Below are 14,316 nucleotides of genomic sequence, written 5' to 3' on the forward strand. Positions count from 1 at the left end.
GGGCCTTTCTGTTTTCAAAATGCCTTACTTTCAAAACGCAGTAATCGGTCAGATCACCGGCTGAGTAACCAAACCGTCGATCAGCACCTGCGGCGTTCCCTGCGAACAGCGCTCGATGCGCCCACGCACGCCGTAGACCCGTGCCAGGCTCTGCGGCGTAATCACCTCTTCCGGCGTACCGTCGGCAATCAATTCTCCGTCCTGCAACATCAGCACGTGGTCGCCATGCCGCAGGGCAATATTGATGTCATGCACCACCACCACCGTGATGATATTGCGTTTACGCGTCTCTTTACGCACCAAATCCATCACGTGGAATTGGTAATTGAGATCGAGCGCGCTCAGCGGTTCGTCCAGCAGCAGCAGCGAAGGCTGGCGGATCAGCGATTGCGCCAACCCCACCAGCTGTTTCTGGCCGCCGGAAAGTTGATCGAGATAGCTCAACGCCAAATGGGCGATACCGAGCTGTGCCAGCAGGGCCATAACCTCCGCCTCGCTGCCGGCGTTGCTGCGACCGCCCGAAGCGCGTTGCGCCACGATGATCGACTCCAGCACGTGCAGATGTACCCCGGCGGGCAAAGACTGCGGCAGATACACCACCTTTTCCGCACGACGGGCAAAGGGCATCTGCATCAAATCGACGTCATCCAGCCACAATTGCCCCTGCGCCGGGTTCAGCCCGGCCAGCGAGCGCAACAGCGTCGATTTGCCGCTGCCGTTCGGCCCCAGCAGCACGGTGATTTGCCCGCGCGGTAACATCGGCACGGCAAGATCGCGAATAACCTGGCGCTTTGGATAACCGGCGGAAAAATGTTCAATACGCAGTCCCTGGCTCATACATTCCCCCGATGACGCAGAATAATGCTCAGGAAGAACGGCACGCCCACCAGTGACGTCACTATGCCAACCGGGATGATGATGCCCGGGATCAGGTTTTTCGAGGCGACCGAAGCCATCGACAGCACCAGCGCGCCAATCAAGGCGCTGGCCGGCAGATAGAAGCGGTGATCCTCACCGAAAATCATGCGGGCGATGTGCGGCGCCACCAGGCCGATAAAACCGATAGGGCCGACAAAGGCTACCGCCAGCGCGGAAAGAATACTGATACGCAGCAGGGTCGTCAGGCGCAGACGACGCACGTCGATACCGAAGCTCACCGCCCGATCCTCACCCAACCGCAGCGCGGTCAACTTCCAGGAGCTCATCATCGACAACGGCAACAGCACGGCGAACACGCCGAGCAGGATGCCCAACTTGTCCCATGAAGCACGCGCCAGGCTGCCCATGGTCCAGAACACCAAGCCCTGTAACGTGTCTTCGCTGGCGATAAACTGCATCATTGAAACCAGCGCGTTAAAGGTGAACACCAGTGCAATGCCGAACAGCACCACGCCGGAGGTAGCAACCCGCGTCCAGCGCGTGATGCCGTCCAGCATCAGTGCGGCAAACAGGGCGAAGATGAAGGCGTTGGCGGAAATAAACCACTGGTCCGGGATACCCGGCACGCCAATGCCCAGCACGATGGCCAACGCCGCACCGAAAGCCGCTGCGGAAGAAACGCCGAGGGTGAATGGGCTGGCAAGCGGGTTATTCAGGATGGTCTGCATTTCTGCGCCGGCCAAACCAAGCGCGAACCCCACCACCACCGCCATCAGCGCGTAAGGCAGACGGATATCCCACACGATCACTCGCGTTCCGGCATCTGCCGCCGCAGGGTCAATCAGCGTTTGCCACAGGGAGGACAGAGAGAGCCCGGATGGCCCCATGGTAAAATCCAGCAGCAGCGAACCAATAATCGCCAGTGCCAACACCCCCATCATCAATAAACGGTGGCGCAGAATATGTTGATAACGCCCCATGACGTTGACGTCGGGTTGCCCCTTGGCGTCAGACATGGGATCGGTGGATACGCTCATTATTTCGGATACCTGTTACGACGATGACCATAGCGGCATGCAAACGGCCGCGTTACCCTGGCAAGCAGCCGCCAACAATAAAGCAAACGATAATACTTATCAATCATATCAATAGCTATCACCCGCCATGTTGAGATGTAACACTTTATTTTTAAAGATTATTCGCTAAACACCGCTCATAACTTCAGCCTGACGGACAGGGTTAATAATTCCGAAAGTTTCATCGCTCCACGCAGCACTGTGACAAATTGCGACAAAACCACCTAGAATCCAAATCCTGACCGGCAAACGGCGCGCCAACCACGCCTGGCCGGATATTTGGGGCCTACTGTTTAGGCTCTTATTGAAGAGGCAGCCATGAGAAGTCGACCATCAACGTTAACGCCTAAAAGACCCGCCCTGCTCCACTGGCTGGTGCAAGGCCCACAACAGGCTGATGACGCCCAGTTTCAACGTCAGCTCCGGCTTACGCTTGTTCCTTCTTCCCGAACCCCTTGGCTGAACACCGCCGGTGTGGCAGTGCTGCTGCTGGCCTACGCCTGGCTGAGCAATATGGCGGTCGGCATCGCTCTTCTGGGGGTGCTGTTGGCGCTGACCGGCATGCGTTGGCGGCTGGCTCGCGTCACTCCGCCCGTCTGGCCGAACGCTATGCTGGTGACGGTGCTGCTGTGGTCCGGGCTGGTCGGTGCCATTGCGCTGCTGGCCATGCTCTCTGGCCGTATGGTGTTGATCCTGTTCGCCGGCCTGCTGATTACTGCGCTGGCCTTCTGGCTGATGCAGCGCCATGCCGCGGCACCGCGCTTCGCCCTGTTGGAAATCATGCTGCTGACGCTGCCCTTCCTGCTGGCCGCGCCGCTGTCGCGCGTGCAAAATCTGTTTTTACTGGCAAATATCATCCCGCTGTGGCTGCTGCTGGCGCATGGGCTGATCGCTCTCTACCATCGCCAATTGGTGCAGTACGTCACGCTGGCAGGAGAAAAACAAAAGGTGGCTCATCGCGATCATCTGACCGGTTTTCTCAACCGCGCGGGTGGCGAAGCCGTGATGCAAGACATCTGCCGGCCTTCGGCGACGGTACACCCGCTTTCGCACCTGTTTATTATTGAATTCACCCCGCTGGCGGCACTGTATCAAAGCCACGGCGTGTTGATCGGCGATGACGTGCTGCGTACCATCGGCGAGCGCCTGAAAATGCTGATCCGTCCAAGCGACTTTGTCTGCCGTTATACCGGCGGCCAGTTTCTGATCCTGGTGCACGATTTGCCTTACGGTTCCGAAGGGGAGTTTCTGGCGCGCATCATGCCGCCGCTGGAGGCACCGTATGTCTTTGGCGTTTTCGGTGAGGTAACGCTGCAACTGAATGCCGGAGTACTGGCGTTAACCCAGGATTTTCAAACGGTGGACAGCCTGATGGCGGCAGCGCAACAAGCGCTGGCGATAAATACGAAGGAATAACGCGGCAAGAGTGCGCCGCATTTCATACCCACTGCCTGTCCGGTTGCAGCGCTGTTGACTGCAACCGGACATTCACCAGGCATCGGCAGACGTTACTTCACGTCCATTTTCGGGAATTCCATCTCGCTGTACTTCACGACACGGGTGCCACGCGCCAGCTTGTAGCCGAACCAGACCACCAGGAACAACGGAAGGCCGATATAAGTGGCGGTCACGCCGTACCAGTCGATCCGGTCTTGCAGGAACGCCTGGTAGTTCTGCCCCAACGTAATGATCAGGCACAGGACAAACGCAAAGATCGGGCCCAGCGGGAAGAAGCCGGAACGGTACGGCAGATCGTTCAGGTCACGCCCCTGAATCATATAACCCCGGCGGAACCGGTAGTGGCTGATGGCAATCCCCAACCAGGCGATAAAACCGGTCATGCCCGAGGTGTTCAGCAGCCACAGATAAACCGACTGGTTACCGAACATCGAGCTCAGGAAGCACAGACCCGCCACCACGGTGGTCGCATACAGCGCATTGCGCGGCACCCCGCCCTTCGACAGTTTGGCGAAGATGCGCGGCGCTTTGCCTTCCGATGCCAGAGTAAACAACATGCGGGTGGAGGCGTACATCCCGGAGTTACCGGCGGACAACACCGCCGTCAGGATCACCGCGTTCATTACCGCCGCCGCCGACAACAGGCCGGCATGCTGGAATACCAGCGTGAACGGGCTGACGCTGATGTCTTTCACCCCGTTACGCAGCAGGCTTGGATCGGTATAAGGAATGATCAGGCTGATAATCAGGATCGCGAAGATATAGAACAGCAGGATACGCCAGAACACCTGGCGCACTGCGCGCGGGATGTTTTTACCCGGGTTTTCCGATTCGCCGGCCGCGATACCGATAAGCTCGGTCCCCTGGAACGAGAAGCCGACGATCATAGCCACGCCTATCATCGCCGAGAAACCGCCGGCAAACGGCGCATCGCCGATGGTCCAGTTCTGCCAGCCTGCGTGTTCGCCGCCCTTGAGGATGCCGAAAATCATCAGCACGCCAATACCGATAAAGATAATGACGGTGGTGACTTTGATCAGCGAGAACCAGTATTCCGCTTCACCGAACCCTTTGACCGAAATGTAGTTCAACAGGAACATCAGGCTGAGGAACAGCGCGCTCCAGATCCAGCCCGGCGCATCCGGGAACCAGTAGGTCATCACCAGCTGCGAAGCCACCAGGTCAACGGCGATGGTCACCGCCCAGTTGTACCAGTAGTTCCAGCCCAGCGCGAAACCAAAGCCTTCTTCTACGTATTTGGCGCCATAGGTGGAGAACGAACCGGACACCGGCATAAAGGCCGCCAGTTCGCCCAGGCTGGTCATCAGGAAGTAGACCATCAAACCGATCAACGCATAAGACAGCAAAGCCCCGCCCGGGCCGGCCTGAGAGACGGTGGCGCCGGAGGCGACGAACAGGCCGGTGCCGATAGAGCCGCCAATGGCGATCATGGTTAAGTGCCGCGCTTTCAGCTCGCGGCGCAATCCGGGTGCTTGCTGCCCCGATGTTTTTATATCCTGCTGAGCCATTCTTACCCTATCTGCTCGTCAAAAAATGAGGGCGGATTGTAACAAATACCCACCGGCGAACTAGTAACATTGCGCTGATATAAGATAGCTTCATAACTCAGCGCTAATTATTAGCGGCAGCCCAATTTTCATTACTTACTGTCATTAATGTGACAGGGTGCAGATTTTTATGCTTCATTTCCTCGTGCAGAGACGTTATTGGCGCAGTGCACCGCCTCAGGCCGGCAACGTGCAATAACTGAGGAAGCGCTGCAGGGCGTTGGAGATGTGCTTTTGCCGATGGTGGATCAGATATAAGGTGCGCATCAGCGGCGGCAGCGGAATTTTCAGCTCCACCAGCACCCCGCTCGCCAGTTGTTCTTCAATCACCCGCCGCGACAGGCAACTGATGCCGATACCGTGGCGCACCGCGTGTTTGATCGCCTCCGAGTTGCCCAACTCCATCACCAGTTGGAAGTGCGGCAGGTGCGCCAGCAACAGGTGATCCAGTACCTCCCGCGTGCCCGACCCGCGCTCACGCAGGATCCAGGGTGCATTGGCCAGCAGTTCCAGCGTCAGCGGCTGCCGGGCCAGCGGATTTTCCGGCGCGGCAAACACCACCAACTCATCCTCCAGCCACGGCTGGGTGACCAGCGCCGGCATATGGCAAGGCCCCTCAATCAGCCCCAAATCGACGCGAAAATCCGCCACCGCCCCAATCACGTCCTGGCTGTTGCCGACGTTCAGCTCCAGCGGCGTAGCCGGGAAATCATGACGGTAACGGGCGATCATTTCCGGCAGCATATAGTTGCCGATGGTGCTGCTGGCGGCGATGCGCAACGCACCGCCGTCATGGCGGAACAGCTGTTCAATCTCCCCCGCCTGCTCCAGCAGCGCCAGCGCCTTCGGATACAGCAGCCGGCCATGTTCATTGATAACCAGGCGCTTGCCGACGCGATCGAACAGTTGCACGCTCAACTGCCCTTCCAGGTCAGCCAGCGCGGCACTGACCGCCGATTGGGATAACGCCAGGACTACCGAGGCCTGCGTGGTCGAACCGCTTTTCAGCACTTCGGTAAAGACTTCCAGTTGACGTAAGGTGATATGCATAACTATCTCGGTATTGAAAAGCGGCCTGACCCTAAAGCCACTGAAATTAATGCTAAATCTGCGTCACTGTCCGGCAGCGACGCACAGGCTGTCTATTCATTAAGATTACCACGTTTGCAGAAATCGGCATGACGGCGCACCTCGCCCACGACTTTCTCTCCCCAATAGCTTTCAGGTTGTAACCAACAAGGCCACAGCCTGAAAAACGCAGAAGTTTACCACTTATTCAGATAGGTTATAAATATATAATCAATTTCACTTTTATGCTGCCGAAACGTAGTCTTGTGCCCAAGGAATTCGATTAAAAGGGCTGACTTATGGCGACCGATACCACACCTGCTTTTCCATCACGACACTTTCCCCTGCACGCTTTACCTCGGCTGGCGCCGGGGTTGTTGCTGGCCGGCGCGCTCACCGCGCTGGCCATCTGGGCAGGCGATATCCCGTGGGTTGCCGGCCTGGGATTGGGTGCGCTGACGCTGGCGATCCTGTTCGGCATTCTGGTGGGTAATACGCTTTATCCGTGGCTGCAACCGAGCTGCCACAGCGGCGTTCAGCTCGCCAAACAGCGCCTGCTGCGGTTGGGCATCATTCTTTACGGCTTCCGCCTGACGTTTCAGCAAATTGCCGACGTCGGCGCTACCGGCATCATCATCGATGCGCTGACGTTGAGCACCACCTTCCTGCTGGCCTGCTGGCTGGGTAAAAAAGTGTTCGGTATCGACAGCCAGACGGCGATGTTGATCGGCGCCGGCAGCAGCATCTGCGGCGCAGCGGCGGTGATGGCGACCGAACCGGTGCTGAAGGCCGACTCCAGCAAGGTGGCGGTCGCTGTGAGCACAGTGGTGGTGTTCGGTACGCTGGCGATCTTCGCCTACCCGTGGCTGTTTCAGTTGAATGAACATTACCGGTGGCTGCCGCTGAGCCAGGAAACCTTTGGTATCTACGCCGGCTCGACCATTCATGAAGTGGCGCAGGTCGTGGCCGCCGGGCATGCCGTCGGGCCGGATGCCGAGAACGCCGCAGTGATCGCCAAAATGATCCGCGTGATGATGCTGGCGCCGTTCTTGCTGCTGCTTTCCGGTTATATCAGCCGCAGCCGCGATGCCGGGAGCAAGGCGGACAAATCTGCCATCACCATTCCGTGGTTCGCGGTGCTGTTTATCGCCGTCGCCGGGCTGAACTCGTTCAGCCTGATCCCGGCCACCTGGGTGAAACACCTGATTACCGCCGACACCTGGATGCTGGCGATGGCGATGGCGGCGCTGGGGCTGACCACCCACATCAGCGCGGTGCGCGAAGCGGGCGTCAAACCCATTCTGCTGGCCACCCTGCTGTTTATCTGGCTGATTGTCGGCGGCGGTGCGATGAACCTGCTGGTGCAACATTTCTTCTGATGCTCATTAAGCTTTCCCTGGCCCGCGATTGATCGCGGGCTTTTTTGTCGCCATTCAATCCTGCCGCTATCAATGCCATAATGACGCCGATTACACAGGAGAATGAAAATGAAGTTTGTCGGTGCACATGTCAGCGCGTCAGGCGGCGTGGATCAGGCGGTTATCCGCGCGCACGAATTAGAGGCGACCGCATTCGCCCTGTTCACCAAAAATCAGCGTCAATGGAAGGCCGCACCGCTGCCGGCAGAGGTAATTGATAAATTCAAAAGCGCCTGCGCGCAGTACGGTTACGGCCCGGGGCAAATCCTGCCGCACGACAGCTATCTGATTAATCTCGGCCACCCGGTAGCCGAAGCGCTGGAAAAATCTCGCGAGGCGTTTCTGGATGAAATGCAGCGCTGCGAACAACTCGGATTGACGCTGCTGAACTTCCACCCCGGCAGCCACCTGATGCAGATTGATGAAGACAAATGCCTGGCGCTCATCGCCGAATCCATCAACATAGTGCTGGATAAAACCGTCGGCGTGACGGCAGTGATTGAAAATACCGCCGGTCAGGGCAGCAATCTGGGGTTCAGGTTCGAGCATCTGGCGGCGATCATTGACGGCGTGGAAGACAAAAGCCGTGTCGGCGTGTGTATCGATACCTGCCATGCCTTTGCCGCCGGTTACGATCTGCGCACCGAGGAAACCTGCGAGCAGACCTTTAAAGCGCTGGGTGACGTAGTTGGCTTCAACTACCTGCGCGGCATGCACCTGAACGACGCCAAGAGCGCGTTCGGCAGCCGCGTCGATCGCCATCATAGCCTGGGCGAAGGCAATATCGGCAAAACGGTCTTCAGTTACATCATGAGCGACTCGCGCTTCGACAATATCCCGCTGATTCTGGAAACCGTGAACCCGGATATCTGGGCGGAAGAAATCGCCTGGCTGAAAGCGCAACAGTAGGCCCCAAAAACGCAAAAACCGGAGCATGATGCTCCGGTTTTTTTATTGCCTGCGATAACGTTAAGCTGCGTTGGCCGCAGGGACGTCAGCGCGTTTCAGCAGCGCATAAGACACGCCCGCCAGCAAGGTACCGGCGATGATCGCCACCAGATACAGCAGCACCGGCGTGATAGCGCCCGGGATCAGCAGCACGAACAGGCCACCGTGCGGTGCCATCAGCTTGGCGCCGAAGGCCATCGACAGCGCACCGGTCAGCGCACCGCCGGCGATGCAGCATGGCAACACACGCATCGGGTCGCGGGCGGCGAACGGAATCGCGCCTTCAGAGATAAAGCACAGGCCCAACACCAGCGCCGCTTTACCGCCTTCCTGCTCGGACTTCTCGAACTTGCGGCGCGCCAGCAGCGTCGCCAAGCCCATCGCCAACGGTGGCACCATACCGGCGGCCATAATGGCGGCCATCGGGGCATACACCGAAGAACTCAGCAGCGCCACGCCGAAGGCGTAAGCCGCTTTGTTAACCGGGCCACCCATATCGGTACACATCATGGCACCGAGGATCGCACCCAGCAGCACCGCGTTGGCGGTACCCAGCGATTGCAGCCAGTGGGTCAGGCCTTCCATGATTTTCGCCACCGGCGTACCGACGATGTAAATCATGATCAGACCGACGACCAGGCTGGCGACCAGCGGAATGATCAGAATCGGCTTCAGCGCTTCCATACTCTGCGGCAGACGCAGCTTGGTACTGATAAATTTGGCAACGTAACCTGCCAGGAAACCGGCAATGATACCGCCGAGGAAACCGGCACCGGTGCTCACCGCCAGCATGCCGCCGATCAGACCCGGCGTCAGGCCCGGACGGTCAGCGATGGAGAAAGCGATAAAACCGGCCAGCACCGGCACCATCAGCGCGAAGGCTGAACCGCCGCCAATCTGCATCAACGCAGCCGCCAGCGTGCCCTTGACTTCAAACGCCTTGATACCGAACACGAACGACAGCGCAATACACAAACCGCCCGCCACCACCATCGGCAGCATATACGACACGCCGGTCAACAGGTGACGATACGGCCCTGCGCTCTCTTTCTTCTTGCCGGCCGTGGCCGGACCGCCGCTTTTCTGCGGTTGGAAAATTTCGGCTTCGGCCTGCGCCTTGTCCAGTTCCTGCGCGGTTTTCTTCAGCGCCAGACCGGTAGAGGTGCGGTACATAGGTTTGCCGGCGAACTTGTCCAGATCCACTTCAATGTCGGCCGCCACAATCACCAGATCGGCTGCCGCCACTTCTTCAGGCGTAATGGCATTGCCGGCACCCACGGAACCACGGGTTTCCACTTTCACCCACCAGCCGCGTTTTTTAGCTTCGCTTTCAATGGCTTCAGCGGCCATAAAGGTATGCGCCACGCCGGTTGGGCAAGCAGTGATCGCCACAATGCGTTTTTGACCGGTCGCTTTTGCCGGCACGGCAACCGCAGCCGGCGCCTGCCAGGCTTTCGCCTCGGCTTTGGCCAGTGCGAGGAAGGCTTCCGGCTCGCGTACCGCCAACTCCACATCGCCCACATAAACCCGTTTGCCGTTCAGCGCGGCGTCGGCAGGCACAGTCTGCCCCGCAACCACCACCAGTTCGGCCTCGGCAGGCGACTCAACCAGCGTCAGGCCGGTTTTCGCCGCAGCAGCGCCGAGCATGCGTTTCGCCAGGTGGCCACGGGCCTGCCCCAACGAACTGTCTATCATCAGCAGCGTTTTCATTACGCCTCCTGCTATTGGTTAAAAGGTTTCAGATCGACACGCGCCATCATCGCGGCCAACTGTGGACGGTCGGTCACGCCAACGTTGCTCTGGCTTACCGCCAGCGCAGCCACGGCAGTGGCCAAACGCAGAGTGTGTTCACTGGATTCGCGCATCAGCAGGCCATAAATCAGGCCGCCAACCATCGAATCACCGGCGCCCACGGTGCTGACGACTTCGCAGGCCGGCGGCTTGGCAATCCAGGCACCGGAGGCGTTAACCCACAGCGCGCCTTCGGCACCGAGAGAAATCACTACGTGGGCAATGCCCTGATCGCGCAGCGCATGCGCGGCCTCAACCACGTCCTCCAACTTCGGCAACGGGCGACCGGCCCAAATTTCCAGCTCGCGGCGGTTCGGCTTCACCAGCCATGGCGCCGCTTTCAATCCGGCGACCAGCGCTTCGCGGCTGCTGTCGAAAATGATGCACGGGCATTGTGCGCGCAGGCGGATCATCCAGTCGGTAAAGGCATCGGGATCAACGCCGGCCGGCAGGCTGCCGCTCACCGCCACCATGTCGAACTGGCCGAGCCAGCTCAGAGAATCGGTCACGAAACGGTCCCAATCCTGCGATGTCACCTCAAAACCGGAGAAGTTGAAATCGGTCACTTCGCCGTCTTTTTCCGTCAGCTTGACGTTAATGCGAGTACGGCCCGGCACCACCTGGAAGCGGTTGGCGATGCCCAGATCGCTGAACAACAGTTGGAAGCCGTCCTGGTTGTCTTTCCCCAGGAAACCGCCCACCGTTACATCAATCCCCAGATCTTTCAGCACTTTGGCGACGTTAATGCCTTTACCGGCGGCGTGCAGGCCAGCGGTTTTCACCAGGTTCACTTCCCCGCGCTCGATCTCCGGGCAAAAGCCCACCAGATCGTAAGCCGGATTCAGGGTTATGGTGGCTACTCTTCTGGTCATGCTGCGCCCTCGCCCAGTCCTTCGTTAATCGCTTCACCGATCGCCTTCAGCGCCGCTTCAGCATCTTCACCCTTGGCGGTAAAGCGCAGGTGATGTCCTTTTTTCACGCCCAACGCCACGACCTTCATCAGGCTGCGTCCGTTGGCCGGTTTGCCACTGCCATCCAGGTTAGTGACGGTAATTTCACTGTTGAACTGCTTGATCACGTTAACCAGCGCGGTGCCGGGACGGGCATGCAGGCCGTGTTCATTGCGGATCACGTACTCGGCGCTCAGCATGGTGCTTTCTTCTTCCACCTCGCTGGTCAGCAATGCCAGCACGGTGGCGGCATCGGCGTTCAGCAGGCGTTCAGCTTTGTTCGCCAACAGCAGGTCGCCCAGGTAGTTCAGCACCGCCAGCGGTTGCTGGTCAGCCACGGACAGCGTCAGCAACAGCGCCACTTGTTCGCCGTCTTCGTCAAACGCCTGTGCCGGGCGGCTCAGGGTCGCTGCGCTGGTCAGATTGCCTTCGGTGCTGTCGCTCAGCCAGATGCCCTGCCCCAGATTCAACGGCCGGCGGGTAATGACGTCGCTGACGAACTGTGCGTTGACCGCGCCGATTTTCTGCAAGCGGCCCGCGTTCAGCGCTTGCAACGTCATCAGGTTATCTGCGGCTACGTCGAGTGCGATCAGGGAAGCGTCGAACTGGAATTCAGCCGCCTGTTTTTCACCCATCAGCAGGCTGCGCAGCTCTTCCGATGACGTGGTTTTCGCCATCTGCTCGGCCACGCTGTCGTCGCTCAGGACGTGTGTCAGCTGACGCAGCAGCGCCAGGTGTTCATCGGAACGGGCGGCAATGCCGATCACCACATACGCAGTTTGGCCTTCGCCCCATTCGATGCCCTGAGGGAACTGGAAGACCTGTACGCCGGTATTCAGCACCAGGTCTCGGGTATCGGTAGTGCCGTGCGGAATGGCAATACCGTTGCCCAGGTAGGTGGAGGTTTGCAGCTCACGCTGCAGCATGCCGTCTACGTAAGCGGCGCTGACGCAGCCGGCCTCGGTTAGCGCTGCGGCCACCTGGCGGATAGCGTCCTGCTTGCTGCCGGCGGCAGCGCCCAGGTGAATGTCTTGCGGTGATAACTGGAACATGATTCTCCTCTCCTGCTGAATTGAATCGTTTCAGCTTTATTGAGAAAAAGGAGCGTCACCGACACGCCATCAATGCGCCGATAACGCTGAAACGTTTCAATCAGTGTGTGAGCAGCCCCGACTGAAAGCAAGTTTTCTCAATTTTGATGTGATAGATTTTTGACCTTACGCACACTTTGGCCTATGGGTTATCCGCAGAGGCGCGAAAATGACATACTGTGCTGAAACTTTGCTGACGGAGAGAAGCATGACTGTAGTCGCGGGCGTAGGCGTCATTATCGTTAATGCGCAGGGAGAGATATTGCTGGGAAAACGCTGCGGTAAACACGCCCCTTTCTGGTCAATTCCCGGGGGACATCTGGATGCCGGCGAGACGTTTGAACAATGCGCACAACGTGAGATCGCCGAAGAAACCGGGTTGATCATCGCCCTGCCGCGTTTTATTGGTATCAGTAACAATCTGCAGACCTGGCACGCCGAAGGGAAACACACGGTGTCGGTATGCTTACTGACGCAGCATCCTGGTGGCGAGGCGGAACTGAAAGAACCGGAAAAATGCTCGGAATGGCGCTGGTGCTTACCTGACGCGCTGCCGGAACCGCATTTTGAAGCCAGCCGCAACGCCATTCATCTGTGGCTGACCGGCCAATTCTATTTACCGACAGCCTCATTGTTGCCGACAAAATAACCATTTCCCATTCAGGGTTTTGATATCCTGTCCGTGATGGTGCTTACAAAGCCATAATCCCCTGTAAAAACGCGTTATATAATACAAAATATAACGCTAAAATATCCCCAAAATACCATTTTTCCCACTAAAAATAACCCTATAGTGTTAGATGTTTTTACCGATAAACCTTATACTTAATCCGGTTAATTGACCTTTGGTCAACACCTTTTTGGGAAAGGTTTTCCTTGGTATTTCATAATTATAAGTGGGTCCAATATGAACAAAAAGCTAACGGGCTGGGCAACCAAGCGCCGGTGGGGATGGCTGTGGCTGCTGCTGCTCGGCATTATCCTCGGTGCGGCGCTATTGGTGGGCACCGCCACTGTGTTCCATAAAACCAGCGACACCACCTTCTGTGTTTCCTGCCACACCATGCAACAGCCGCTGGCTGAATATCAGGGCAGCGTTCACTTCCAGAACACCAAAGGTATCCGTGCCGAATGCGCCGACTGCCACGTCCCGCACGAGCCGCTCGATTACCTGTGGACCAAAATCCGCGCGGTCAAAGATATTTATGGCGAAATGGTCGGCACTATCGATACACCGGAAAAATACGAGGCGCACAAGCTGGCGATGGCCCAGTCGGTGTGGAAAACGTTGAAAGCAAATGACTCTGCCACCTGCCGCTCATGCCACAGCTTTGACGCCATGGACATCACCGCCCAGCGTCCTGAAGCGCGCCTTCAACACCCGGTCGCCATCAAACAGGGCGAAACCTGCATCGACTGTCATAAAGGCGTGGCGCATATCCTGCCGGACATGAGTGGTGAAGCTCAGGCCGGGGCAGCCGAACTGGCGAAGGCGGCGGCGGAAACCTCGCCTACCGCCACCAGGCTGTACACCATCGCCACCGAGCCATTCTTCCTGAAGCCGGACGACAGCCACAATGCCGGTAACCTGATGCCTTCCACCGAAGTTCAGGTGGTGAAACAGGACGGCGACAAAGTGCTGGCCAACGTCTCCGGCTGGCAACAAGACGGTGTGAGCGAAGTGTTTTATGCCGCACAAGGCAAGCGCATCCTCAGCGTGCTGTTGGGTGAAGATGCTCGTAAGCTATTGAAAACCGGCAAAACACTGACCGACACCGAAACCGGTTTGGTGTGGCATCAGGTTTCACTGCAGGTCTGGCTGCCACGCAAGCAGTTGATCGACGATCAGCAAAAAATCTGGCGCTATACGGCGGATATGATGTCGGCCAACTGCACCGGCTGTCACGGCCTGACCGCCCTCGATCGCTTCAATGCCAACCAGTGGATCGGCGTGATTAAAGGCATGGCCCCACGCACCTCGCTGACGCAGGAACAACTGCGCGTTCTGACGCAGTACGTGCAAAAACACGCCAGCGACATGACGCCTGCCGCACCAGCCAAGCTTTAAG

The 14,316-nt window shown here is 58.2% G+C and carries 12 protein-coding genes; 5 read left to right on the forward strand and 7 right to left on the reverse strand.

Translation table 11 applies throughout. The annotated features are described in order from the left end of the window. Positions 1-48 precede the first annotated feature (48 nt). On the reverse strand, positions 49-837 hold the full coding sequence (locus D4100_RS11400; protein ID WP_006318068.1) for an ABC transporter ATP-binding protein: 789 nt from the start codon (positions 835-837) through the stop codon (positions 49-51). Then, positions 834-1,916 carry a FecCD family ABC transporter permease gene (locus D4100_RS11405; RefSeq protein WP_006318069.1) on the reverse strand — a complete coding sequence of 361 codons (1,083 nt, stop codon included), beginning with the start codon at positions 1,914-1,916 and terminating at the stop codon, positions 834-836. Before D4100_RS11405 ends, D4100_RS11400 begins: the two co-directional genes overlap by 4 nt. A 357-nt stretch (positions 1,917-2,273) precedes the next feature. On the opposite strand from D4100_RS11405, the gene D4100_RS11410 reads away from it, so the two are divergent. Then, complete coding sequence (locus D4100_RS11410; RefSeq protein ID WP_119804396.1) at positions 2,274-3,371, forward strand: GGDEF domain-containing protein; 1,098 nt, start codon at positions 2,274-2,276, stop codon at positions 3,369-3,371. Between the two features lie 92 nt (positions 3,372-3,463). Here D4100_RS11410 and D4100_RS11415 read toward each other — a convergent pair whose 3' ends face one another. Both D4100_RS11415 and yieE read right to left on the reverse strand, forming a co-directional pair. Beyond that, positions 3,464-4,942: an amino acid permease gene (locus D4100_RS11415; RefSeq protein ID WP_006318071.1), complete on the reverse strand. Its 1,479-nt coding sequence runs from the start codon at positions 4,940-4,942 to the stop codon at positions 3,464-3,466. Positions 4,943-5,158: 216 nt separating this feature from the next. Next, positions 5,159-6,031 carry a DNA-binding transcriptional regulator YeiE gene (yieE, locus tag D4100_RS11420; protein ID WP_006318072.1) on the reverse strand — a complete coding sequence of 291 codons (873 nt, stop codon included), beginning with the start codon at positions 6,029-6,031 and terminating at the stop codon, positions 5,159-5,161. Positions 6,032-6,348: 317 nt separating this feature from the next. Here yieE and D4100_RS11425 point away from each other — a divergent pair, with 317 nt between their 5' ends. Both D4100_RS11425 and nfo read left to right on the forward strand, forming a co-directional pair. Then, a complete protein-coding gene (locus D4100_RS11425) occupies positions 6,349-7,428 on the forward strand; it encodes a YeiH family protein (protein ID WP_006318073.1) in 1,080 nt (359 codons plus the stop codon). A 108-nt stretch (positions 7,429-7,536) separates the two neighbouring features. Beyond that, positions 7,537-8,376: a deoxyribonuclease IV gene (gene nfo / locus D4100_RS11430; protein ID WP_006318074.1), complete on the forward strand. Its 840-nt coding sequence runs from the start codon at positions 7,537-7,539 to the stop codon at positions 8,374-8,376. A gap of 60 nt (positions 8,377-8,436) precedes the next feature. On the opposite strand, the gene fruA is transcribed toward nfo, so the two are convergent. The 3 genes from fruA to fruB are packed head-to-tail and all read right to left on the reverse strand — an operon-like array spanning position 8,437 to position 12,208. After that, positions 8,437-10,125, reverse strand: coding sequence for a PTS fructose transporter subunit IIBC (fruA, locus tag D4100_RS11435; RefSeq protein ID WP_065506371.1), 1,689 nt, complete (start codon positions 10,123-10,125; stop codon positions 8,437-8,439). A gap of 11 nt (positions 10,126-10,136) precedes the next feature. Then, the gene (fruK, locus tag D4100_RS11440; RefSeq protein ID WP_006317856.1) at positions 10,137-11,078 is read right to left on the reverse strand and encodes a 1-phosphofructokinase; all 942 of its coding nucleotides are present in this window, start codon (positions 11,076-11,078) and stop codon (positions 10,137-10,139) included. Beyond that, positions 11,075-12,208 (reverse strand): fused PTS fructose transporter subunit IIA/HPr protein, encoded by a 1,134-nt coding sequence (gene fruB, locus D4100_RS11445; protein ID WP_119804397.1) that lies wholly within the window; start codon positions 12,206-12,208, stop codon positions 11,075-11,077. The genes fruK and fruB overlap by 4 nt, the downstream gene beginning before the upstream one ends. A 247-nt stretch (positions 12,209-12,455) precedes the next feature. On the opposite strand from fruB, the gene D4100_RS11450 reads away from it, so the two are divergent. Both D4100_RS11450 and D4100_RS11455 read left to right on the forward strand, forming a co-directional pair. Further along, entirely contained in the window at positions 12,456-12,896 is a 441-nt protein-coding gene (locus D4100_RS11450; RefSeq protein ID WP_119804398.1) for a nucleotide triphosphate diphosphatase NUDT15, read from the forward strand. A gap of 258 nt (positions 12,897-13,154) precedes the next feature. Then, positions 13,155-14,315 (forward strand): NapC/NirT family cytochrome c, encoded by a 1,161-nt coding sequence (locus D4100_RS11455; RefSeq protein WP_006317867.1) that lies wholly within the window; start codon positions 13,155-13,157, stop codon positions 14,313-14,315. Position 14,316: the final 1 nt, after the last annotated feature.

The organism is Serratia inhibens (assembly GCF_003591175.1).
In the GTDB taxonomy this organism is placed as follows: Bacteria; Pseudomonadota; Gammaproteobacteria; order Enterobacterales; family Enterobacteriaceae; genus Serratia; species Serratia inhibens.

Coding starts and splice junctions, on each gene's coding strand:
- D4100_RS11400 (WP_006318068.1), bottom strand. CDS start 837: ATGAGCCAGGGACTGCGTATTGAACATTTTTCCGCCGGTTATCCAAAG.
- D4100_RS11405 (WP_006318069.1), bottom strand. CDS start 1,916: ATGAGCGTATCCACCGATCCCATGTCTGACGCCAAGGGGCAACCCGAC.
- D4100_RS11410 (WP_119804396.1), top strand. CDS start 2,274: ATGAGAAGTCGACCATCAACGTTAACGCCTAAAAGACCCGCCCTGCTC.
- D4100_RS11415 (WP_006318071.1), bottom strand. CDS start 4,942: ATGGCTCAGCAGGATATAAAAACATCGGGGCAGCAAGCACCCGGATTG.
- yieE (WP_006318072.1), bottom strand. CDS start 6,031: ATGCATATCACCTTACGTCAACTGGAAGTCTTTACCGAAGTGCTGAAA.
- D4100_RS11425 (WP_006318073.1), top strand. CDS start 6,349: ATGGCGACCGATACCACACCTGCTTTTCCATCACGACACTTTCCCCTG.
- nfo (WP_006318074.1), top strand. CDS start 7,537: ATGAAGTTTGTCGGTGCACATGTCAGCGCGTCAGGCGGCGTGGATCAG.
- fruA (WP_065506371.1), bottom strand. CDS start 10,125: ATGAAAACGCTGCTGATGATAGACAGTTCGTTGGGGCAGGCCCGTGGC.
- fruK (WP_006317856.1), bottom strand. CDS start 11,078: ATGACCAGAAGAGTAGCCACCATAACCCTGAATCCGGCTTACGATCTG.
- fruB (WP_119804397.1), bottom strand. CDS start 12,208: ATGTTCCAGTTATCACCGCAAGACATTCACCTGGGCGCTGCCGCCGGC.
- D4100_RS11450 (WP_119804398.1), top strand. CDS start 12,456: ATGACTGTAGTCGCGGGCGTAGGCGTCATTATCGTTAATGCGCAGGGA.
- D4100_RS11455 (WP_006317867.1), top strand. CDS start 13,155: ATGAACAAAAAGCTAACGGGCTGGGCAACCAAGCGCCGGTGGGGATGG.